Below are 23,728 nucleotides of genomic sequence, written 5' to 3' on the forward strand. Positions count from 1 at the left end.
ATCGGTAATGTTTCAGCGATATGCGCCCATCGTGACCCGAAGCAGCACGGGCTCGATCAGGTTGATCCCGTAGTCGGTCTGATCGCCGTTCCAGATCCGGTCGCGCACCCAGACACCGTCCCGAAAATGCCCCTCGTCGACGCGCAGGACGAGCCCGTTTGCAGCCCCCCCCGATCGCGCGCCGAAGTTGAGCCGGACATGGTCGCCCGCGACCAGGAAGACATTGGCGGACAAGTGCGCGATCGCCGCGCCGCCAACGGGCTCGTTGCCCCATGGCGCGGGCTCGGTCTTGATCCAGGTCCAGTCCTTCTGACCGAACTGCCATTCGCCCCAGGTCGCAGCGATCGTCCATTCGCCCATCACGGTCGACCGGGGCGTATTGTCGTCGGGTTTGAAGACGCCCCAGGTCGGACGCTCGAACGCGATCTTCGCCCACTCGCGCGCCATGCCGGCAAACAGGGCATAGGGCTTGGCGATCGCATCGAGCGTCGCCTCGTCGAGAGACCGCGCGCCGAGCGGATAGTTGACGTAGCCGGTATCATCCATCCCGAACGGCGCGTAGCCGATCGCGCCACGACCCAGCGCACCGTAGAAATAGCGCGCGAATTCGCGGGCATTGCCGATTTCCGGGACCATCAGCGCATTGTCGGGCCGCGCATATTTATCGAGATACTGCGCGACGTTCTCGCTCGCACGGTCATAGATGTCGGGCGCGGCGAAATCGATCGACGGCGCTGCCGCCTTCCAGATATCGAGCACGTCCTGCTGCGGCCCGCCACTGGCGACACCGGTCGGATCGGGCACGTTGGATGGTCCGGCCAGCGATGCGTTGACGTACATCGGGATCGGCTTGACCGTCTTGCCCGCCGCAGCGATCTCGTCGACATATCGTGCCGTGTGCCAGGTGTTGAACGCACGGTCGGCCTGCGCGCCAAACAATGCGGTCCAGCTTCCGGCAGGCTTGCCGAGCTTGCGCGTCAGCGCCGCGGGCACGGGCTTCGCGAACAGCGCGTTCGCCGCCGGGCTATAGTCGCGCGGGACGCGGTAGCTGCCAACCTCGTTTTCGGGCTGGACGAGGATGACCGTGTTCTGCGGATCATGCTCCTTGAGATAGCCGATCAGGCGTACAAAGGCGCGCTTGTCGGCCTCGAGCGTCGACCGGGCGAGCGGCGTATGGACGGAATGATCCTGCCCCGCCTTGTCCTTCATCCGGGGAAAGCGGCGATTGTCGAGCTTGACCCAGTCGGGTGTGTAGCCCGGCGCGGTATTCTTCCACGTTCCGAACCAGAGCAGGACGACACGCTTGTCATGCGTGCGTGCCTCATCGAGCAGCGTCTGGACGAACGAGAAATCGAACTGCCCCTCGATCGGTTCGATCTGTTGCCAGGCAACGGGAATCTCGACGGTGTTCGCATGGATCCGCTCGAGCATCGGCCAGACCTTCGGCAGCGCGGAGGCGTAGTTGCTCGAATTGTTGACCTGCGCACCGAGCATCAGAAAGGGCGCGCCGTCGACGATCAGCGCATGACGTCCGTCCTTCGTCTCGACGTGCGGCACCGGCGTCGCCTGTTGCGCATGTGCGGCGGTCACCAGCGCGGACATCGTCCACGCAAGCAGCAGAGCCTGTCGTTTCATCTTCATCCCCTCAGCCCTTCGTGTTCCGGGCGACCGGATCGCCATAGACGACGCCGCGGCCGTCGGTGCCGATATAGACGCGGCCAAAGATCCGCGGATCGCCGCTGATCACGCGGAAGCGCAGTCCCCATTGATGCCGGTCGTCGTTGATCCGCTGCCACGTCGTCGCACCGTCGATCGATCGCCACACCGCGTCCTGTCCGGCCTGCTGGCCGATCGCATAGAGTGCCGGCCAGCGGGCGCCGGGCGCCGCCTTGCCCAGACCGAATTGCGCGACGTGCAACCCTGCCCCGACCCGCGCCCATCGCTCACCGCCATCGATCGAGCGGTACAGGCCCCCGCCGAGGTTGAGCCACAGCAGGCCCGCCGTGCCCGGCGTCGCGAGCAGCGGGCTCTGCGCCTCCCGGTTGCGGCCCTGCGCCATCGAAAGGTCGGCGGGGAGGCCCTGTGCAGCGACGGGAATGAAATGCGCGCCGCCGTCCGTGCTGCGCAGGACACGGTTGTTCAGCGTGTCGACGACGTAGAAACGGAATGGGTCGACCTTGTCGGCGACCGGCCGCAGCCCCACCGGCAGACCCTGGATCCGGACCCAGGTCTGCCCGCGATCGCGGGTCAGGACTGGCTGTTCCGTCTCGACGATAAACGCCGCACCGTCTGCCGACACGATGATCGGCGCATCGCCGGTCCGTTCGGACGCGCCCCTGCCCGGCGTGACGAGCGGTTGCCAGCTCCGGGCCCCATCCTGCGACCAGGCCAGGCTCGCGCCCGCGACCTCGCGACTATGACTGCTGCCACTGCGGACGACCACCGCCGGCGCCAGTCCCGCATAATCGAGCGTGTTCGTGTTGGTCAGATAGGGATTACGGTGGCTGTTGGGCGGTGAAACCGTCAGATCGTCGTGACGGAACCCCGCAATATCGCCGAACCCCGAGATCAACGGTGCGCCCCCCGTCGGGCTGATCAGCGTGATGATCGCGGTCTGCTCGATACCCCGTGTCCAGGGCTTCCACGGCACGGCACCGGGTCGGTCGAAAGCGCGTGTCTCGTACAGCGTCGCGCCGGTCACATAGGCGGTGTGGCCCGGGTCGAACGGATCGATCGCAAGCCCGGCGATCCAGTGCCCGAAATCCGCCGGGCCGTCGAACGCAAGGAACGGGGTCTGCGTGACGTCGCGGGTGCTGCGCTGGTAGAGCTGGTCCCAATGTGCGCCAGCGTCGCTCGATCGCCACACGGTGTCGACGGGGCGATAGCGATTGACAGTACTGACGGCGATGACGCGCGGATCCTGCGCCGATACCGCCACGCCCATATAGCCCCCCGGCGGTGCATCCGGGCGCCTGTCGGGGGTCACGTCGGTCCAGACATTGGTCGTTGGATCGTACCGCCAGACGCCGCCCCGAGTGATTCCATTTGGCCCGATTCCGTTCGAACAGGTCATTGTCACGACACCGTCCGTACCGAGTACGGCCTTCACGGCATGCATGCTTTCATCGGGCCCGCCGGATACCTGGCGCCACGACGCGCCACCGTCATCGGACCGGAACAGATGCGCGCCGGGGTCCGCCTGGCCAACGAAGATCCGCCCGCGATGCGCGCGATCGAACAGGACGAAACTCAGCCCGCCATGCGTTGCGCGGGGCTGCACCGGCTTGCCGAGCCCCGCGACCGGAAAGCTGTCGACCTTTCGCCAATGCGCAGTCGAATCGCCGCTTCGCCACAGGCCGTCATGGCGTGACGCGAACATTAGCGTCGCCGGGCGATGCGGGTCGATCGCAAGCCGTTCACCAAGGCCGCGCCCGTCCTCGTTGCCGCCCATCGCGAACGGTACCGGCGTGATCTGCCACCGCGCGCCACGGTCGTCCGATCGCCAAATCGCCGCTTCGCCCCGCGCCGACATGCCCGCCGCGAGATAGACGGTATCCGCATCGACCGGATCCGCGGCAATGCTTTCGATCCCCATATAGCTGCTGACGGCATTGCCGTCCTGCAACGGCAGCCAGGCACGCGCGGCCGCGTCCCAGCGATAGGCTCCGCCCATGTCGGTACGCAGATAGGCGAGCCCACGCTCGACGGTGCTGAAGATGATGCCGGGCGCGAAGCCGCCGCCACCGACCCGGACGTTGCGCCAGGCATAGGGCGCACGAGCCGGAGAAACCTCGGCGTGCGACGCGGCGGGCCGGGAAGGCGCCGACAGGGCGAGCAACGCGATCGCGCTCGTCAAGACCACCCTCTTCCCCACCAGTCCCGTCCCCTCTCGCCTCGCAACCGATAAGCTCCGGTCGCGTAGCGCCGCTGTATTGCCTGATCCGATAGCGGTAACAAGGTTTGTATGATAAATTGCGGTAATTATATAATCGCGCCTGTCGAGGGCGCCGCAGGACACTGGAAAGGATCCACTGCATGGCGATGAAACACTGGCTTTTGCCAATGATACTTGTTGTGTTGCCAATCACCGTCGCCGCGCAGACGAGTGACGCAGACACGCCCTATGCCAGCGATCCGGTGGGTATCGTCGCCGACCCCTGCCCGCAACATCCGGCACCGGCCGATGCAGCCGGCTGGGCAACGTGGAAACGGCATATGTTGACCCGCGATTTTGGACAGTTGTGCCGTTACGCGGCGGATAATCGCGCACTCGCCGGCAAGACGGTCCGCGTCGTGTTCATGGGCGATTCGATCACCGACAACTGGATCCATGCCGACGCCGCACTGTTCTCGAACGGCGTGGTCGATCGCGGGATCAGCGGGCAGACGACCCCGCAGATGCTCGTCCGGTTCCGCAGCGATGTCATCGCGCTCAAACCGCGGGCAGTCCACATCATGGCCGGGACCAACGACATCGCCGGCAACACGGGCGCAGCGACGATCGAGACGGTCGAAGGCAATATCCGGAGCATGGCCGAACTCGCGCGCGCGCACGGGATCAAGGTGATCCTCGCCTCGGTTCCCCCAGCCGCCGCCTTTCCCTGGAGCCCCGACAAACGCCCGGTCCCGCAGATCGCCGCGCTCAACGACTGGCTGCGCGGCTATGCCAAAGCCAATGGCTTCACCTATGTCGATTATCACGCCGCACTTTCGACGCGGGCGGGGGCGATGAAGCCCGGCTACGCAACCGACGGCGTCCACCCGACCCCGCAGGGCTATGCCGCCATGCGCCCCCTCGCGACCGCGGCGATCGCCCAAGCGCTCGGCAGGTGACATTCCGAATTTCCGGTCCCAGCGAACACGACCCGGTCTAAGGTTCCCAGTGGCGAACCTTAGACCGGTGGCGCCAAGTGCGCGCGTCATGATCAAGCAATGATGGGATGCAAAGATTTTCCATACTCAGCGCCACTACAGTGCTGGCACCAAATCAGGCGTCCGGGCTTTGGAACTGCTTACATCGGAATGACGCGCTGAGCCGTCGCGCTCGCGGTTTCGAGCAGCACTTCCACCGCTGCATCGCTAATACGCCTAGCCGTTTCGAGCGCGGCGGCCGGGGTAAGCACAAAGTCCACGTCTGCAGGACCGCGTACATGGACGACGGACCCTTCTGGGCTAGCATCGCTCGGCTCGTTGCCGCACGTCATACCTAGGCTTTCCGCGGGGTTGTTCGTCACCCAGTCCCTTGCCTGAACGATCGACGTAAAGATCCGTGTATTTGGGTCTGAAATGCGCCCGGCTTGCAGATCTGCAAATCCCAACGACGACACCACGGCGGTTCTGTCCGCGTTGAGAAGTCCAAGTCGCGCAACCATTGCGCGCAGCGCCTCGGTGACAAGAAGATCCCTGGGCACCGGGGCTCTGATTTCGATAATCAGCGATGTCGGCCGCCCCGAGACCAGAAGCCGTTTAAGCTCTTGCCGAAAAGCCGGCTCAAACGTCGCCACCGTCGCGGCTGTCCAAACGCCTTTCTGGATGACCGTCAGAAGCGGTATCGCAGGCTCCAGATCGAAACGGAACATTGGTCACTCCCCCAGATAAGCGGGAGCACTCCAGCGTCTCTCAGCCAACGGGACGCCGTTGATGGTAGCTTTCGTAGACTTAAGTTAGGAAGTTCGCACCAACAATCTATATCCTTTGAGTCAGTTGCCCCCCAGCCGCCCCCGTTCCGCCTCATACGGCGGGAGAGCTTCCCGACTGGTCCGGTAATTCGAAGCGCACCCGGAAGGCCCGTAGTGGAAAGCCTAGATGCCCAGAGCCGCAATATTTCAAGGGAACAATGTCCACATGGCTAGAATCTATCTCGCGTTTCTTGCGTCGGCAATGTCCGGTTTAAATGAGCCCGTCTGACGGCGGCAAAAGCAAAAATTGGTCACTTTTTAGGCCTTCTACTTTTCTGACTACCTTACGGACTAAGGACGCTAAACCGGGATATCGTTGATTGAAAAACATCAGCCCATGGATACTTATCGAACTCGCAGCTTAGATAACTCGCAAGGATATTTTATAGATCGGATTTAGCGCCTCGTTGATCAATTCCGATCAGGCGTGTCTGTTGTCGGGTCCATAAGCCGCGCCCTCGCTGGACCGGTACGCATCGGATGCATATATTCACCATGCGCCAGCTTCTGATCGGATGAAGGCATGGTCTTGCTGATCCTATCTCATCTCGTAAATGTTATCGTTGTGACGGTCATTCCAGCGTTGATCGCGCGCGACGTGCCCGCAATGACGGCGTGCTACGGCGTCGACAGTGCTGCACGGCGTATCCTTGCATGCCTTTACGCGACCATCGCAATGGCCAGCGCCGTCGCGCTGATCGGTCAGGCTTCGGGCAATACGACGTTGTCGATCGCCATCGCCGGCGTCTTGTTTCCGATGCAGATCGCCTACAAGCTGATGACCATACCGGCGGTCGGTTGGCGCAATCCGGTGGTAAAGAGCAACCTCGCCATCGCGCTGCTGCACACAGCAACCTTAGCTGCGATTTGGCACGAGGGCCTCTTGTACGCGCCAGGAGAATAGCATTTCAAACGACAGCTACCAGGATCGTCGCCGGGCGCCTGACCGCAAACGTTTCAGGCCATCAGTAGCGTCGCCTTTCTGCACGTTAGTCTGATGTTCGCCGAGGTAGGAAAGTGGAACGGCGGTTTTCGGGACGGCGGGCGCCAATAGCCGACATCGCGGCGCTGCCGCTTTTCTCAAAAAGGATGGAACCTCGCAAAGGCCAGATCAACGAGGCGCAATCTAGCGGTTCTCCAGCTTGCCCTTAAAGGTATTGTCGGCCGAAGCGCGGGTGCGGTTCCTTACGCCCCACTCGCACAAGGGCAGCAGAGCCTCGATCAGCGTCATGCCGAATGGCGTGACGGTGTAATCGACCTTGGGCGGCACTTCGCCATAATCGTGACGAACCACTACGCCTGCCGAAGCGAGTTCACGCAATTGCTGGATCAGCACCTTTTCGCTGATGCCGGCAACCGCCCGCTTGAGATCGCCGAACCGCCTCGGACCCGAGCGGAGATGATACAGGATCAGCGGCTTCCATTTGCCGCCCATGATGGCCAGCGCGACATCGAGGCCACAGTCACTTGCAGGGTCAGATCGGGGAACGTTCATCAAGCCTCTTTGACACTTACCTTTAGGTAGGTTCTACCCGCAGTACCAGTGCCAGTCCATATCCCGGAAACGTGCGCGACGTGATCGATCATCTTTTCCGTCGCCTCGATGGAGCTTGGACATGACTGACACCCCGACCATCCTGATCTATGCAACATATCGCATTCAGCTCAGCGATGTGGAGGCGTTCCGGGGTATCGCTTCGCGCATGGCGAGCGCAGCCAAGCTACGGGACGGCTGTGTATTTCTCGACGTTACGGAGGAAGTAGGTGCCGCCGGCACGTTCCGCCTGATTGAAGCCTGGCGAGATCAGGCGGCGTTGAACGCGCACCTCTCCACGCCCGACTTTCAAGCGGTATTCGAAGAAGCCGGGAAACTCGGCATCATCGACCGTCAGGCGGACGCCTATTCGATTTCGGGGAGAGCGGCGCTTGAAATGCCGCCCTGACCGGAAAGAACGCGGCATCCGCGTGAACGTCGTCTCGTCCGGGAGGCACTGAAACACGTCTTATTCGGTACTATTTTGACGCAACGCCGGGAGCTGACGAAGAGCTGATCACAGGCGTTCCACTCGGGCGCCTGGGGCGGCTTGAACTTGTCGCGAGTGCCGTCCTGTTGCTGGCGTCGAGCGAGAGCGGCAAGGGCGCTACGCGAGACTTGGGGATTCTCCGCAACGAGATTACGCGGCAGGCCTCGCCCCCACGGCGAGGCCTGCCGAGGATCAGAACTGCCCGCGAACGCCTAGGCTGATGCGGCTGCCCGAGGATTCGTAGATCGCCGGAAAGGACGGATCCACCGTGTAGCCGGTGGTCTTCGCATTGCCGACGTTGATGCCCTGCAGCTCGACACGGACGTTGCGCGTCACCTGATAGCTGGCGGCGACGTCGAACTGGCCATAGGCATCGCGGTAAACCGGATACATGTTGCGCTCGATCCGTTCCACGTAACCACCCTTGCGGTTGTACGAGACGCGCAGCGACACCGGCCCCTTGTCGTAGAAGACCGTGGCATTGTAGGTCTTGTCGGCAAGGCCGATCGGCGAAGTATCGATGCCGAGGTCGGACTGACCCGTCAGCGAACTGTCGAGGAAGGTGGCGTTGGCGTTGACGCCGAAGCCGTCCGCCCAGTCCGCAATCATGCCGAACGGGATCACCGCGTTCACCTCGACGCCGCTGACCTTGTACGCGCCCTTGGCGTTGACGGGCTGGTAGACGTCGAAGTCATAGACGCCGTTGACCGTGCCGTTGGCGTTGTAGACCGTCACGCCGGGTACCTCGGCGGTCAACTGGCTCTGAACCACACCCTTGATCTTCTTCCAGAAATAGGACGCCGCCAGAATACCGCCGCGCGGGAGATATTGCTCGAGGCCGACTTCCCACTGATCGGCAAGCGTAGGCTTCAGGCCGGGATTGCCATCGGTGTACCGAAAATTGCCGATGCTCGCGATCCGCTTGTACGCCAGATCGGTCAACGCCGGGCGGATCAGCGTCTTCGACGCGGCAGCGCGCAGGAACAGGCTGTCGGTCAGCTCGGCATGCGCGTTGAACGAGGGCAGGAATTTCTCATATTTTCCGTCGCTGGACACCGGCGCGGGGGTCAGGCCGATCGAGCCGCTCGGGTACTGGACCTGCTGAAACCCTTCCGAATTGATCGTGGTGCGCAGATAGCGGCCACCCAGATTAACGAACAGCGGCACGGCCACGTCGAATTCGAAATCGACCATCGCATAGCCGGCGATCGTCTCTTCCTTGACCCTGTAGTAGTTCGCATCGCTGAACGGCGTGACGAACCCGTCGGGCCGGAAGAAGTCGCGCGCATAGGCGTTCGAGACCTGCGCCCAGCTCAGGTCGCGTGCCTGGTAGTTCTTCCCGCCGACGATGTCGGTGACGGTCTCGAGCGGGCTATCGCCCAGCTTGCGGGTGTTGACATAGGCGGTGCTGCCGCGGGTCGGACCCTGGATCTTCTCCTCGCCATATTGACGCTCGTTGGTCTTGTCGGTGTAGCGACCACCCAAATTGAAGCGCTTGAGCACCGACGATTCGAACTGATAGCTCAGATCGATCTGAGCGGCATATTTGTCGTCCTTGATCTGTTCGCGCGTGGTCTCATAGGCTTCGAACAGATACGAATTCGGCGCATCGTACATGTCGATCGTCTTCGGATTGCCGCTCGGGATCGTTTCGCCGCCATTCTCGGTATAGCGCGTGCGCGAGGGCGCATAGGCGACGTGCTTCAGATTGGAATAGTCGAGCGTCTTCCTGGCGCCGGAATAGCCGCCCAGCGCATTGATCTTCCAATTGCCCGTCGTCCAGTTCATCTCCCCGCCGAACTGCCGATAGTCGGTCTCGTTAATATATTCCTTGCTCAGGAATTCATGCTGCGTGTTGGTGTAGGAGACGTCGCGCAGCACGACGATGCCGCTATCGGCGAGCGTCTTGGCATCAAATTCGTGGATCGTCTCGAGCGTCGAATTGCTCGATGCCGAATAGCCGGCAGCGTCATATTCGTCCTCGGTCGTGTCGTATGATCCGAGAAAGGCGTCGAAGGCCAGGCTGAAATCGTCACTCGGCTTGTACTGCACCGAGCCCGACAGCCCGAGGCGGTCCTGATCGTTCTGATAGACGCGGTCGCCGACCTTATCGAGGAAGACGATTCTGTTTTTGTTGGCTTCGGTGAACGTCACGCCAACGTCGCGCTGCAATACAGCGATCGCCTGGTTGCGATAGACGGTGTTGGCGCGATCGGTCCAGCGCGCGATCGGGCGGAAGTTGATACCCGAGTTGGAATCGGTGCGATTGGTGCGCTGCTGCTTGGCGACCGAAACCAGCAAGCCAAAATCGCCAAAGGTCTTGCTGGCGAGAAACGAGAAGTTAGGATCGATCTTTTCGGAGATCGAATTATACGCGCCATCAACGCTGCCGACCACGCGAAGCCCGGGGTTGTCGAACGGCCGCGCGGTACGGATCAGCACGGAGCCGGCGATGCCGCCCTCCTCGTCCGCCGCCACCGGCGACTTCTGCACGGTGACCGACTGGATCAGTTCGGACGCGAAGATGTCGAACTCGACGTCGCGGCCGCCCGAGCCCGAGGCGGTCGCCAGCTTGTTGATGGACACGAAGGTGAATTCGCTCGGCAGGCCGCGGACGTTGACGCGCGTGCCGAGGCCGCGTTCGCGTTCGATCGTCACGCCGGGCACGCGCTGCAGCGCTTCGGAGAGATTCTGCTCGGGGAAGTCGGCGATATCGGTGGCGATGATCGAGTCCGAAAAGCCGATCGTGTTGCGCTTCATGTCGATCGCTTCTTCGAGGCTGCGGCGATACCCGGAGACCAGGATCTCGTCGCCCGTATCGGCCTCCTGACTGACGGGCGCCGCTACGGTTTGGGCAGCGGCCGGTGCCACGGACAGTGCTGCGGTCGCGGCTCCGAAGAGCAGGGACGTCATGCGGTCGACATGCTTCAAACTACGGATCATTGTTCGGCTTCCCCCGGTGCTGATATGCCAGTGACACCCCGCGAGGTGATCGCTGGACGTGCGACTTCGCGCCCCGAACGTGTGCGTTCGAGATCATGACAGATTTTATTTAATGGAACGGCAGTCCGCCTGCGGAGATACGTTGGCTCTAGTGCACGCGACGACTATTGATCGGGCAGACCAGACAATTCTTCATGCCGTCGCGTTGCAGCGGCAAGCGTACGCGTCGCCCGACTTTATCGCTTACATCGGCTTGTCAAAATGACGGACGCCAGCAACCAGCCAAGATTTAAAACATCGCGCCCCCAATTTCCGCATCCGGCTCCAGGCTGAATGCGGTAAACTTGTGACGTGCATGTTACGATGCGGCATGACTTGATCGTCACGTCGATGGCTGTGGCATATATTCGGATCAGCACGGCCAATGGCTGGACGTGATTTTCGCGTCAGGGCCCGAAGCTCCGGAAAGCATTTCCATACCGCTAGGTGTTTGAAAACACCGCGCCTGTCATTCTGGTGCCATCAAACGCAGCTAGGGAAAGTTCTTGCAGTAGAGGGTATTCCCGATGTCCAGCGCTACCTCGCTCGTTCCCCATCAAATAGTCGATTGCATGTCGACGGGCCGGTCCCCGACCGCAGCGGACCTGGACAATGTCGCTGCGCGGATGTGGCGCGAAGGCGCGCGTGACCGTTCGGCATTTTCCTGGGGCGAGCTTTCGCCCACGGCGGCCGATCGCATCGTAGCAATGCGGGCCGCGGTCCTCGCGTTGGAGGGCAGCGGTCTACGCTGAACCGCGCCTGTGCGACGCTCCGGATCGACCGCGCGTAGCCTCAAGTTGCGTGCAACGTCTCGAAGAAGCGCAACAGGGCGGCATCGATTGACGATGCCCCATCTTCGACCAGCCGTGAGTCCATGCGGACCTTGGCTGCCATCCCCGTCGTGCTTTGCGTCGCGACGGATACATGTGTCACCAGGCGCCCGATCAGGTCGAGGTCTGTAGCAGTTCCATCCACGTTCCGGCTGATGACCTGGCCGCTCTGCGCCTGTTCGCCAATGCTCGACGCGAGATCATCGGTGCCGCGAGCCATGTCCTCGACCATTGCGCGGATATGCAACAGGCCGGCATAGGCTGCCCCGGTGCCGCGTTGCATACCAGCTATCTGCTCCTCAATCTCGCCCGTAGCGTCCGCGGTCTGCGCGGCCAGAGATTTCACGGCGTCGGCAACGACGGCAAACCCCTTTCCTGCCTCGCCGACACGGGCCGCCTCCATGGCAGCGTTCAGTGCAAGGAGCTTGGTTCGTGCAGCAAGACCCGCGAACGGCGCCCAGTTCGCGCCCAGCGTTGAATCCGACAAATCGCCGAAACCGCCAACGTGGCGGACGGTGGCAGAGACATTGGCCGACAGTTCGCCGACCCATGGCAGTACGTCCTCGCGCCGCGACGTGATGGGCAGGTCAAGCGCGACCGCCCCCTCGACCCGGCTGCGATCGAAGGCGATCGCGGACGGGTTGGCACCGCGCGTCCTGCTGTCCGTGCCGATCTGCTCGCCTTCGAACGTGGCCGTCAGCGTGACGCGACCGGCCGGCAGGCGCAGCGGACGGTTGGTCGCGACGAATTTCGTGCCGGCACCATAACTGGACTGAACCGTCCGATCGACCAGCCGATTGGCCAGCAATGCGGAATCGAGCGGTCGAAACGGGTCGGCACCCGCGGCGATCGCCGCAGTGACCGCTGTGGTGTCGATCGCCTTGGCGACGATGCCTTCCTTGCGCTGCGTGTCGAGCGTGCCCGTCCAGTCCCATTGCCACCCCCGCCACGCGCCGCGCACCACGCTGCCCGCGTGCAGGGTAGTGGTATCGGTGCGCTGGCTGAGCGGCGGTGCCTCGACGAGGTAGCGTTGGAGCAGCACGTCCCGGCCGAACGGCGAAAACGGATTGCCGCGGGGAATGAACAAGGTCGCGCTTGCCGGGCCGAACACGGTACGTTCGCGACTGCGATCCCCTGTCAGCGTCGACGAGCCCGACAGCCTGCGCCCGATCCGGTTGGCGATCACCGCCTCGCCGTGGAACGTTTCGTTGGACGGCGCCAGTGTACGCAATGGTGACAGGTCGAACAGCCGCGGCCGATTGGCGTCCGCCACGAAACTGCCGAGGCTAACCGAGCCAACCGGTAGAGGTGCGTTCGGCACCGGGACGATCGTCACGAATTGTCCGGCCAAGCCTGACAACACCGGATCGATCTCGCCACCCGCCAGCGTCCCGTTGATATTCCCGCGTGCATCGAACGGCACGTCCGGATCGGGCAGGACGCGCCGCCGGGTCTGCAACAGCGCATCGGTATGTCGCGCGTCCAGCGACAGCGTGAGACGGCCGTCGCCCCGCAGACGCGTGTAATCGACATGCGCGTTCGCATTGTCGGCACCGCCCCGTGTCGACGTCCCGGCGGCCTGCTTCAAGGATAGCTGGCGAAACCGGCGCTTGGTAATGAAGTTCACGATCCGCCGGGTCGGCGGATAGCCGTATTGCAGCGCGACCGGCTCCGGAAACACCTCGACCTTCTCGATCGCTTCCGGCGGCAAGTTGCCGATCTCCTGGTATCCCGACACGCGTTGCGCATTGAGCAGGAAGATCGGCTCCTGCCCGTCGCCTGATTGCGTCACGCCGCGGATCGTCCGCAGCAGCTCGTCGATCGAGGTCGCCCCGGTGGCGCTTATCGCCCCCGCGTCGAGTGTCGCCAGCGGCTGGATGGCCGTGTCCACCTGCCGTCGCCTGCCGACCACCACGATATCAGGGCGGGAATTGGACGCGTTGGGCTGGTCTCGCAATGCGTCGGGATCGCCTTTAACCGGTACGTCCGACGGCATTCCGGACTGGGATATACCTGCCGCCGACCAGGACAACAGGCATGCTGCGAAGGTTATGCGAGGCGCCCATCGAGTATCCTCACGCATACTCTCGGGCGACTGCATGGGTTTGCTACCTTTTGCGGGCTAACAGGATGAACAGTGTCGAACGAACCGAGTATGGCTAGTCTTGACGATGCGAGCTCGCGGTGTCCCGGTCCAGCCGCCAATGCCATTGCATCAGCATCAGGACCACAACGTGCTGGGTCACGAAAGCCAGAATCGGCAAGATCATGCGGGTTTCGTCGAAGCCGAGCAGCCCGACGAACACCAACAGCGTCAGTGTCGCCGCCACCGTCAACTGTTCGACCGCTGCAACGCGGACCCAATTACGATCGAGTATTGCCCACGCGATGAGAACGCTGGTGCCCGCCAGCAGGAATACCACCATCGACAGCGACGACGCGGCGGCGCGATTGCCGTCGTTGAGAAGCGTCGTCGGCGCACCGTCGACGGCCAGAATACCAACCACATTGTCCTGTGCGAAATCGAGATACGGAAAGCCGACGATCGCGCCGACGGCTAGCACCGACGCCAGCGGCAGGATCAGGCCGACCGCGAGCGCGAAACTCGCCAAGGCAAAGCGTCCGTCCGGGTCCGCCAATCGCATGCGCCACGCGCCCAGCAGGCAACCGAACGCAAAGAATAACGGCCTGCCGTCGTCGATCGAGGCCTCGAATTCGCCCTGCATCGCAAGTCCCCAGTCGCGATTACGATCGCCCAGACCGGCGATCGCAAGTGTCATCACGCACCGGGAGAGTATTGCTATGATATCCGGACCATTCCCGCGGCGGATACAAATCCACTCTCGGCAACGCGTCGCGCGAGGGAGATGCCGGCGGCCGTCAGGCGGTAATCATGACGCGGAGGCCGCCCCGCCTGCACCGGCTCGCGCCATTCCGCGGCCAACAACCCTTGCTCCGTCATGCGCATGAGGAACGGGTAGAGCGTACCGGACGAGACACCGATATTCTTCATGAGCTCATACCAGTGCCGCCAGTGTCCGGGACGCTCGGACATTGTCGCCAACAGCGCCAGCATCTGTTTCGAGGGTCGACGATCACGCGTCACGCGCCTATCCAACATATGTAGACTTAGCAGTCAACTTGCTCGGCTGATGCGACGGGCGAACCTCGGTTGCCATCGGATCTGCCGAATTAATCTGTTCGATACATTCCGCGGTAGCGCAGAGCGGAGCGCAATCCTAAAGGTCTATCCGATACGGAATAATCGCGACCGGTTCTGAAACACGGGCGTTACAGGGGAGTTGGCATTGGCGGTAATCGACAGGCGCGCGGCGTTGCTCGCGGGGGTGGCTCTCGTGGCTGGCTGCACGAATGCGGCGCATCTAGCGAGCGGAGGGCTTGGTAGCGCACAGCCGGCTTCGTCGTTCGTCACTGTCGCGGGCCACGGCTTCGAACGCAACGGCAGGCCGTATCGCTATGCCGGTGCGAACATCTGGTACGGCGCATGGCTTGGCGCGGACACCGCCTATGGCAACCGAACGCGGCTCGGGCGCGAGCTCGACCGGCTGAAGGCGCTCGGCGTGCGCAACCTGCGCATCCTCGGCTCGGCCGAACTGTCGCCGCTCAAAAACTCGATCACGCCCGGCTTCCGCGACAAGACCGCGACCTACAACGAGGATCTGCTCAAGGGCCTCGACTGGACGCTCGCCGAGGTGGCGAAGCGCGACATGACCGGCGTCATCTACCTTACCAACTTCTGGGAATGGTCGGGCGGGATGATGACGTATCTGTCGTGGGTCAACGGCGGCAAGTTCATCAACATGAACGACCCCGCGTACCCGTGGCCCGAGTTCGCCGACTGGAACGCCGCGTTCTACACCAACGGCCAAGCGCAGGCGATGTACCGCGACTATATTCGCGCGGTCGTCTCGCGCACCAATAGCGTGACGGGCGTGGCCTATGCCGCCGATCCCACGATCATGGCGTGGCAGCTTGCGAACGAACCGCGTCCCGCCGGCGGGGCTGCGGTCGCCGTCCCCAATCTGCCCGCCTTCTATCGCTGGATCGACGAGACTGCGCGCTACATCAAGACGCTCGATCCGAACCATCTCGTCTCCACCGGCTCCGAAGGCCTGAAGGGCTCGATCGAGCGCGAGGACGTCGTGCTCGCCGCACATCGCTCGACGTCGATCGATTACCTCACCACGCACATCTGGCCGAACAACTGGACGTGGATGGACGCGGGCAACCTCGCCGGCACCTACGACGCGGGCGCAGCCAAGGTCGCCGGCTATATCGACGCGCATATCCGGCTCGCCACCACGCTCGGCAAGCCGCTGGTGATCGAGGAGTTCGGCTACCCGCGCGATGGCAAGACCGCCTATGACCCGACCATCACGACGGTCTACAAGGATCGCTTCTACCGGCAGATCTACACCGCGATCGAAACCAACGTGAAGGCCGGCGGACCGCTCGCAGGCTCGAACTTCTGGGCGTGGAACGGCGAAGCGCGCACGCCACATGCCGATCACCGGTTCCAGCGCAGCGACCTCAGCTACATGGGCGATCCGCCGCACGAACCGCAGGGCTGGTACGGCGTGTTCGACAGCGACACCTCGACGCAAGCGGTGATCCGCGCCCACGCATCGGCGATGGCGGCACTGTGATGCTCAGCCGACGCGAAACGCTGGGGATGACGGCCGCGCTGGGCCTGCTGCACGGCGTGCCGGCCTTGGCGGCGGGCCCAAACCATACGCTCAGCAACTCGAGCGCGTCCCCGGCCGCGCGAAAACTCTACACCTATCTGTGCAGCCAGTACGGCAGGAAGACGCTGACCGGCCAGCAGGAACAGGGTTCCGCCCAGCCGAATCCGAACGGCGAACTCGACTATCTCCAGAGCGTCACCGGCAAGCTGCCCGCGATCCTCGGCCTCGACTATATCGACCCACGCGACAACGACGCGGTGAACGACCGGGCAACTGCCTGGGCGCGGTCCGGCGGGATCGTCACGCTGTGCTGGCATTGGGGCGCCCCCGACATCGGCACCGGCTACGAGAACTCGAAGAAGGATTTCGACGTCGCCGCCGCACTAAAGCCCGGCACGCCGCAGAACGTCGCGATGATGCGCGACATGACCGAGGTGGCGCGCCTGCTGAATGTCCTACAAGACCGCGGCGTCGCAGTCTTGTGGCGCCCTTTCCACGAATTCAGTGGCGACTGGTTCTGGTGGGGCAAGCACGGCCCCGACGCTTTCAAGGCGCTGTGGGCACTGATGTACGACCAGTTCACGCGCGTCCACGGCCTCAACAACCTGATCTGGGTACTTGGCTGGGCTGGGCAGAACGTCGACCCCGCCTGGTATCCCGGCCGTGCAACCGTCGACGTCGCCGGCGCCGACATCTACGCGAACGACCACGGCAATCTCGCGCCCATGTTCGCGCAGGTAAAGGCGATCGTCGGCGACACGCTGCCGATCTGCCTGCACGAGAACGGTCCGGTCCCCGATCCGGCGTTCCTCGGCCCGAACGCCGACTGGCTCTGGTTCATGACGTGGCACACGCGCTGGCTCACCGGCGCCGACCAAAATACGCCCGACCAGTTGCGCCGCGACTTCGCGTCGAAGCGCTACGTGACCAAGGATGAACTTCCCGCAGCGCTGAGGGTAAAGGCATGAAGATAATCCTGGGGCTGTTCGCCGCGACATTGCTGTCGACGTCGGCCATCGCCGCCCCACCGACGGTAACCCCGACGACCGGGAAAGCCGGCGCCGTGCTCCCCCTTCACGTCGGCGGTCGCGTCTCGCGGACCGCGGAAGGCTATACGCGCCAGTGGCCGGGCACTTATTTCGAGGCGGCGTTCCGCGGCACGAGCGCACTTCTGAAGATCGGCGCGGGCGACGTGATCCTTCGCGTTTCCGTCGATGGCGCCCCCGTCGCCAAACTCGTCAAGCCGAGGTCCGGTCTCTACCGCGTTGGCGGTCTCGCGAACGGCCGCCATACCATTCGCGTCGACGTCGCCAGCGAAAGCCAGGCTGCACCGACCGTCTTCGGTGGCTTCTACGCCGACCCCGAAACACGCGCCCTGCCCGCTCCCGCCCGCACCCGCCAGATCGAGTTCATCGGCGATTCCCACACCGTCGGCTACGGCAACATCTCGACCAAGCGCGACTGCACGCAGGACGAAGTCTGGGCGACCACCGACGCGTCGCAGGCCATGCCTGCGCTGACCGCGCGCCGCTACGGCGCGGATTATCAGATCAACGCGATCTCCGGCCGCGGCATCGTCCGCAATTACGACGGCATGACGGCCGATACCGTGCCCGTGGCCTATCCCTTCACGCTGTTCGACAAGGCCACGCGCTACGCCGACCCGGCTTGGCGCCCCCGCCTGTTCGTCATCGCGCTCGGCACCAACGACTTCACCACGCCGCTCCACCCCGGCGAACCGTGGGAGACGCGCGATGCGCTGCATGTCGATTACGAGCAGCACTATGTCGATTTCGTCAAACGTCTGCGCGCACAAAATTCGCACGCGCATGTACTCCTGTGGGCAACCGACATGGCCGACGGCGAGATCGCATCCGAAGTCGGCAAGGTCGCTGCACGCCTCAAGGCCGAGGGTCAGCGAGACGTCGCTTTCGTGCCCGTCACCGGACTTGCCTTCACCGGCTGCCACGCGCACCCTTCGACGGCTGACGATGCCCAGATCGGGACCGCGTTATCGACCTATATCGACGCGCATCCAGAGATCTGGACGAACGAATAGCCAAATAATTTGCATATTGTTGCCGGCACCCGGTAGCAGAGGGGCAACGGTACGGATTACGATCGCGTACCGACCGGGGAGAGTATGATGCCTGCGAGTTTTTCGACCTTTACGATCGCGCTTCTGCTGCAATCGGCGGCGGCGCCCATAGCGGCACCGACCGTGCCGCTTTCGCCCGTCGCGCATCCCGAAATCTGGCCGACCGCCAACGCGCGGCCCTTGCGCGATCCCAAGGTCGAGGCACGGATCGACGCGATCATGAAGCGCATGTCGGTCGAGGACAAGATCGGCCAGCTGATACAGGTCGACATCGCGAGCATCGAGCCATCGGACCTGCGCACCTACAAGCTCGGATCGATCCTCAACGGCGGCAATGCCGGCCCCGGCGGCAACGATCTCGCTCCCCCGGTCGAATGGCTCAAACTCGCCGATGCGTTCTACGACGCGTCGATGGCGCGCAGCGACGGCCGCCCGGCGATCCCGGTGATCTGGGGTACCGACGCGGTCCACGGCAACAACAATATTCCCGGCGCAACGCTCTTCCCGCACAACATCGGCCTCGGCGCCGCACGCGACCGCGACCTGATGCGCGAGATCGGCCACGTCACCGCGATCGAGACCGCCGCCGCCGGCATCGACTGGACCTTCGCCCCCACCCTCGCCGTCGTCCGCGACGACCGCTGGGGTCGCACGTACGAGAGCTATTCCGAGGAGCCGACGATCCAGGCCGATTACGCCGGCGCGGTGATCGAAGGCGTCCAGGGCAAGGTCGGCACCAAGGAGTTTCTTGCGCCGGACCGCGTGATCGCGACGACGAAGCATTTCCTCGGCGATGGCGGCACCGGCGGTCGCGACCAGGGCGACGCGCTGATCCCCGAGACCGCGCTGCGCGACATTCACCTCGGCGGCTACCCCGCCGCGATCGAGGCGGGCACGCAGTCGGTGATGGCGAGCTTCTCGAGCTGGAACGGCGCCAAGATGCACGGCAATAAGAGCCTGCTGACCGGCGTGCTCAAGGACCGGCTCCATTTCGACGGCTTCGTCGTCGGCGACTGGAACGGCCACGGCCAGGTCGAGGGCTGTTCGAACGAGAGCTGCGCCGCTGCGATCAATGCCGGGCTCGACATGTTCATGTATTCGGGCAGCGGCTGGAAGACGCTTTACGCCAACACGCTGAAACAGGCGCAGTCGGGCGAGATCCCCGCCGCTCGGCTCGACGATGCGGTTCGCCGCATCCTCCGCGTCAAGCTGCGCGCCGGCACGTTTGATCGCGGTCGCCCGTCGTCGCGGGCGCTCGCCGGCAAGATGAACCTCATCGGTGCCGCCGACCACCGCGCGATCGCGCGCCGGGCAGCGCGTGAATCGATGGTGCTGCTCAAGAACGAAGGCGGGCTGCTCCCGCTGAAGCCCTCCGCCAACATTCTCGTCGCCGGCGGCGGTGCGGACAACATTCCGCAACAGGCCGGTGGCTGGTCGCTGACATGGCAGGGCGGCGGGACCACCAACGCGAACTTCCCCAACGCCGAGACGATCTGGTCGGGGATCAGCACCGCGGTCAAGAACGCCGGCGGCACCGCGACGCTGTCGGCGGACGGAAGCTTCGCCAAGAAGCCCGACGCGGCGATCATCGTGTTCGGCGAACAGCCCTATGCCGAGTTCAAGGGCGACCGTCCCAACCTCGAATACAGCCCCGAGGACAAGTCCGACCTCGACCTGTTGCGCAAGCTTAAGGCGGCGGGCGTTCCCGTCGTCGCGGTATTCCTGTCGGGCCGCCCGCTTTGGGTGAATGCCGAGTTGAACGCCTCCGATGCGTTCGTCGCGGCGTTCCTGCCGGGCAGCGAAGGCGGCGGCATCGCCGACGTGCTGCTGCGCAAGAAGGACGGCAGCGTCGCCAACGACTTCCGCGGCAAGTTGAGCTTTTCCTGGCCGAAGCGACCCGATCAGTATGTGCTGAACCGCTCCGACCCCGGCTACGACCCGCTCTTCGCATTCGGCTACGGCCTGAGCTACGCCAAGCCCGGCTCGGTCCCCAAGCTCGACGAAACCCGCCCCGCCGGCATGGCCGCATCGTCGAACGGCACGATCTTCGGCAAGGGCCGCGTACCCGAGGGCTGGTCGCTGACTTTAGTCGAGCAGGACCAGTCGAAGGTTCGCTTGCTCGGCGTTAACGCGACGACCGCGACCAAGCGCCTCACCGCCTCCGCCGTCGACCGCCGCCGTCAGGAAGACGCGCGCGCGCTCGTTTGGGCGGGCGGGGCTGCCGATGCGCGGGTCGAAGCGTCCGGTCCGCTCGACCTGACACGCGAGAACAATGGTGAACTGAGCCTTGTCGTCGACGTCCGCGTCGATCGCGCCGGTAGCGCACCCGTCGGGCTCGGTATGGTCAGTAACGACGGAAAGGCCGTCACAGTCCCGATCACCAGGACGCTCGCGGCTGGCAAGCGCGGCGAGTGGCAGCAGGTGATCGTGCCGCTGCAATGCTTCGCCAAGCGCGGCATCGACATGGCGCACGTCACCGCACCGTTCGTGATCGCCACCGACGGCAAGCTCGGCCTGTCGATCTCCGACGTGAAGATCGACTCCGCTCCCGTACCGATGACGAAGTGCGGCGATTGAGCCGGCTCCTACTCGGTGCGGCGGCTGTCCTGCTTACGACCGCCGCCACGCAAGCTCCGCCCGCGGCGATCAGGATCGACCAGGCAGGGTTCGAGACGCGCGGCCCCAAGATCGCGGTCCTGCCATCGACGCAGGCGAAGCCGCTCGCGTGGACACTCACCGACGCGCGCCGCAAGACCGCCGCGTCGGGCCAGACGATACCGGTAGGTGCCGACGCAGCATCGGGCGAAAGCGTCCACCGGATCGATTTCGGCAGCTTCCACACGCCCGGCACCGGCTATCGCCTGCACGTCGGCGCAACCGCCAGCCACCCCTTCGCGATCGCAGACCGTCCGTTCGCGCCTGTCGCGACCGCAGCGATGTCGTTCTTCTATCAGCAGCGTAGCGGCGTGCCGATCCTGCCCGCATTCGTCGAACGCAAGGACCTCGCCCGTCCTGCCGGTCATGCCCCCGACATCGCCACCTGCTTTGCCGGCGTCGACCAGAAGGGCGTCAAATGGCCTGGTTGCGGCTATAAGCTCGACGCGACCGGCGGCTGGTACGACGCCGGCGACCACGGCAAATACGTCGTCAACGGCGAAGTCTCGAACTGGACCTTGCTCGACCTCCACGAGCGCCTCGCCGCCTTCGGTGACGCCAACGCCTTCGCCGATGGCCGCCTCGCGCTGCCCGAACGCACCAACGGCAAGGACGATCTGCTCGACGAGGCGCGCGTCGAAGTCGCCTTCCTGCTCGCCATGCAGATTCCCGATGGCACCAAGCTCGCCATTGCCCCGGACGCGGGCGTCGCTGGCAAGGCCATCACCCGGTTCGAGACGATTGACGCAAGCGGGCTAGTCCACACCAAGATCGCCGACGAGAGCTGGACGGGCATCCCGACCGCGCCGGCTGACGATCACCAGACGCGGTTCCTCTATCCGCCCTCGACCGCGGCGACGCTCAACATGGTCGGCGTCGCGGCGCAGTGTGCGCGGATCTGGCGCACGATCGACCCCGCCTTCGCCACCAAATGCCTCACCGCGGCACGGCGCGGCTGGGCTGCGGCACTTCGTCACCCGAACCTGCTCACCAGTTCGGACTTCACCGGCAGTGGCGGCTACGGCGACCCGGATGTCCGCGACGAGTTCACCTTCGCTGCCGCGCAACTCTACGCAACCACCAAGGAACCAGTTTTCCTCGATCGCCTGCGCAAGGACGGGATCTTCACCGATCCCGGCGCGGATATTGGCTGGGGCTCGCTCAAGCTGGCGGGCGCGCTGACGCTGGCAACGGTCCCCGGCGACCTACCGGCCGATGATCGCGCCACGCTCCGCGGCCGGATCACCGCACTGGCCGACGGCTTCGTCGCCGAAGGCAATCGCAGCGGCTACGGCATCCCCTTTGGCGGCACCAACTACCCGTGCGGCTCGAGCAGTTCGATCCTCAATCGAGCGATCTTGCTGGGCGTCGCGTGGCAGATCGACCGCAAGCCAGTTTATCGCGACGCGGTCGTGGCGAGCCTCGACTATATCCTCGGCCGCAATCCGCTCGACCGGTCCTACGTCACCGGCATCGGCACGCGCCCGGTGCAGCACCCGCACCACCGTTTCTGGGCCGCCGCGGCGGGCAAGCGCTACCCGCCCCCCCCTACCGGCGTGCTGTCGGGCGGCCCCAACTCCGCGGCAGCGAACGAACCCGGCCCGATGAAGGGATGCGCGCCACAAACCTGCTGGATCGACGACTATCGCGCCTTCACGGTTAACGAAGTCGCAATCAATTGGAACGCACCCCTGGTCTGGACCGCCGCCTTCCTCGATGCGACGCGGGGGCGCTAGAGCCGCTCCAGCGTCCGTGCTAGATACCCGCGGATCACGGCGGTCCGCTCAGGTGAAGGTGCCCCGAGTACGCCGCGTGCCGCCTCGGGAATATGTGCGGCCGCGTTCTGAGCGTTGTCGCCAAACACATAGTGATCGAACCACCCGCGCACCGCCTCAAGCTCACCCGGCGGCAAGTCGCGGATCGCCAGAATGGCGTGGATCAGCGCAGGGAACGGCGACGCGGCGCCTGGTTGTCCCCACCAGTAATTGACCAGCACGTTGAACCGCCCGAGCGCCTTCACGTCGTGCCACCACATCGACGGAATGAAAATCGCATCGCCGGGCTCAAGCACAGTCATTTGCATGTGCGGGCACGCTTCGGCAAAGCGGGGATAACGCTGCAGGTCCGGCGCCTCGAGATCGACCAGGCTCACGGGCTGGCCGGCGAGCGTGACGTCGAGCGGCCCGACATACAGGTTCGGCCCCTGCTCGGGTGGGAATAGGCAAAACCGCCGCCTGCCCGCCACCACGACCGCGACATTGCTCGATACGTCGTAATGTGTCGAAACGCGGCTTTCATTGCCAATCCAGACGCGCGGCACTGCATTGGGTGTTAGAAGCGGCAGGACGTTTGCTTCCGCCCAGCCAGGGAGGAACTCTTCCGCTGCGGCGGCGCTGGCGTAGATGGCGGGCGCACCCGGCACGCCCTGTAGCGCGATTAGTTGCTCGACCAGTGTAGGGATCGGTGCCTTGGCGCGCTCGAAGTTGAAGCCGCTAAGGTCATTGTTGTAGAAGAACCGCCCCCGCAGCTCGTTCTGAGCGACCATTACGTCGGCGGAGCGTCCACCATCGAACTTGATAATATGATCGCCAATTGCGCGATCGGAAGTCCGTGCCGCTCGCACCGCCGGCCAGGCCGCCACCAAACCGCGCATCACAACAGGGTGATAACTATGCGCGATCTCGGCTTCGAACCGTACAGCGTCGACCGGGCCGGTTTCGGCCACCGGAAGGCCAGTGATTTCACTCATCGTATG

At 64.1% G+C, this 23,728-nt stretch carries 17 protein-coding genes; 8 read left to right on the forward strand and 9 right to left on the reverse strand.

What is annotated here, in order from left to right:
* Positions 1–12: 12 nt before the first annotated feature.
* Positions 13–1,635 carry a DUF5597 domain-containing protein gene (locus tag FHY04_RS05750; protein ID WP_183935748.1) on the reverse strand — a complete coding sequence of 541 codons (1,623 nt, stop codon included), beginning with the start codon at positions 1,633–1,635 and terminating at the stop codon, positions 13–15.
* Between the two features lie 10 nt (positions 1,636–1,645).
* Entirely contained in the window at positions 1,646–3,856 is a 2,211-nt protein-coding gene (locus tag FHY04_RS05755; RefSeq protein ID WP_183935749.1) for a hypothetical protein, read from the reverse strand.
* A 206-nt stretch (positions 3,857–4,062) separates the two neighbouring features.
* Between FHY04_RS05755 and FHY04_RS05760 the strand changes: the two genes are divergently transcribed.
* Entirely contained in the window at positions 4,063–4,833 is a 771-nt protein-coding gene (locus FHY04_RS05760) for an SGNH/GDSL hydrolase family protein (protein ID WP_260171356.1), read from the forward strand.
* A gap of 179 nt (positions 4,834–5,012) precedes the next feature.
* Here FHY04_RS05760 and FHY04_RS05765 read toward each other — a convergent pair whose 3' ends face one another.
* Positions 5,013–5,579 carry a hypothetical protein gene (locus FHY04_RS05765; protein WP_183935751.1) on the reverse strand — a complete coding sequence of 189 codons (567 nt, stop codon included), beginning with the start codon at positions 5,577–5,579 and terminating at the stop codon, positions 5,013–5,015.
* A 622-nt stretch (positions 5,580–6,201) separates the two neighbouring features.
* On the opposite strand from FHY04_RS05765, the gene FHY04_RS05770 reads away from it, so the two are divergent.
* Positions 6,202–6,582 (forward strand): hypothetical protein, encoded by a 381-nt coding sequence (locus FHY04_RS05770; protein ID WP_183935752.1) that lies wholly within the window; start codon positions 6,202–6,204, stop codon positions 6,580–6,582.
* A 222-nt stretch (positions 6,583–6,804) separates the two neighbouring features.
* Here FHY04_RS05770 and FHY04_RS05775 read toward each other — a convergent pair whose 3' ends face one another.
* On the reverse strand, positions 6,805–7,173 hold the full coding sequence (locus FHY04_RS05775; protein ID WP_183935753.1) for a helix-turn-helix domain-containing protein: 369 nt from the start codon (positions 7,171–7,173) through the stop codon (positions 6,805–6,807).
* Between the two features lie 121 nt (positions 7,174–7,294).
* On the opposite strand from FHY04_RS05775, the gene FHY04_RS05780 reads away from it, so the two are divergent.
* Positions 7,295–7,621 carry a putative quinol monooxygenase gene (locus tag FHY04_RS05780; RefSeq protein WP_183935754.1) on the forward strand — a complete coding sequence of 109 codons (327 nt, stop codon included), beginning with the start codon at positions 7,295–7,297 and terminating at the stop codon, positions 7,619–7,621.
* Positions 7,622–7,894: 273 nt separating this feature from the next.
* Here FHY04_RS05780 and FHY04_RS05785 read toward each other — a convergent pair whose 3' ends face one another.
* The 4 genes from FHY04_RS05785 to FHY04_RS05800 form a co-directional block, all read right to left on the reverse strand.
* Positions 7,895–10,645, reverse strand: a complete 2,751-nt coding sequence (locus FHY04_RS05785; protein WP_183935755.1) for a TonB-dependent receptor — start codon at positions 10,643–10,645, stop codon at positions 7,895–7,897.
* An 831-nt stretch (positions 10,646–11,476) separates the two neighbouring features.
* Entirely contained in the window at positions 11,477–13,405 is a 1,929-nt protein-coding gene (locus FHY04_RS05790) for a methyl-accepting chemotaxis protein (RefSeq protein WP_311723829.1), read from the reverse strand.
* 268 nt (positions 13,406–13,673) lie between these two features.
* Positions 13,674–14,294 carry a hypothetical protein gene (locus FHY04_RS05795; RefSeq protein WP_183935757.1) on the reverse strand — a complete coding sequence of 207 codons (621 nt, stop codon included), beginning with the start codon at positions 14,292–14,294 and terminating at the stop codon, positions 13,674–13,676.
* Between the two features lie 20 nt (positions 14,295–14,314).
* Complete coding sequence (locus tag FHY04_RS05800) at positions 14,315–14,590, reverse strand: PadR family transcriptional regulator (protein ID WP_183935758.1); 276 nt, start codon at positions 14,588–14,590, stop codon at positions 14,315–14,317.
* A 232-nt stretch (positions 14,591–14,822) separates the two neighbouring features.
* Between FHY04_RS05800 and FHY04_RS05805 the strand changes: the two genes are divergently transcribed.
* The 5 genes from FHY04_RS05805 to FHY04_RS05825 all read left to right on the forward strand — a co-directional run bounded on the left by FHY04_RS05805 (position 14,823) and on the right by FHY04_RS05825 (position 22,709).
* The gene (locus FHY04_RS05805) at positions 14,823–16,181 is read left to right on the forward strand and encodes a mannanase (protein WP_221211652.1); all 1,359 of its coding nucleotides are present in this window, start codon (positions 14,823–14,825) and stop codon (positions 16,179–16,181) included.
* A complete protein-coding gene (locus FHY04_RS05810; RefSeq protein WP_260171334.1) occupies positions 16,181–17,188 on the forward strand; it encodes a glycoside hydrolase family 26 protein in 1,008 nt (335 codons plus the stop codon). The genes FHY04_RS05805 and FHY04_RS05810 overlap by 1 nt, the downstream gene beginning before the upstream one ends.
* On the forward strand, positions 17,185–18,279 hold the full coding sequence (locus FHY04_RS05815; RefSeq protein ID WP_183935759.1) for an SGNH/GDSL hydrolase family protein: 1,095 nt from the start codon (positions 17,185–17,187) through the stop codon (positions 18,277–18,279). The genes FHY04_RS05810 and FHY04_RS05815 overlap by 4 nt, the downstream gene beginning before the upstream one ends.
* Positions 18,280–18,366: 87 nt before the next feature.
* Positions 18,367–20,895: an exo 1,3/1,4-beta-D-glucan glucohydrolase gene (locus FHY04_RS05820; protein WP_183935760.1), complete on the forward strand. Its 2,529-nt coding sequence runs from the start codon at positions 18,367–18,369 to the stop codon at positions 20,893–20,895.
* Positions 20,892–22,709 (forward strand): glycoside hydrolase family 9 protein, encoded by a 1,818-nt coding sequence (locus FHY04_RS05825; protein WP_183935761.1) that lies wholly within the window; start codon positions 20,892–20,894, stop codon positions 22,707–22,709. The genes FHY04_RS05820 and FHY04_RS05825 overlap by 4 nt, the downstream gene beginning before the upstream one ends.
* On the opposite strand, the gene FHY04_RS05830 is transcribed toward FHY04_RS05825, so the two are convergent.
* A complete protein-coding gene (locus FHY04_RS05830) occupies positions 22,706–23,722 on the reverse strand; it encodes a cupin-like domain-containing protein (RefSeq protein ID WP_183935762.1) in 1,017 nt (338 codons plus the stop codon). The genes FHY04_RS05825 and FHY04_RS05830 overlap by 4 nt on opposite strands.
* Positions 23,723–23,728: the final 6 nt, after the last annotated feature.

The sequence above is a fragment of the Sphingomonas sp. BK481 genome, assembly GCF_014194875.1.
GTDB classification, from domain to species: Bacteria; Pseudomonadota; Alphaproteobacteria; order Sphingomonadales; family Sphingomonadaceae; genus Sphingomonas; species Sphingomonas aerolata.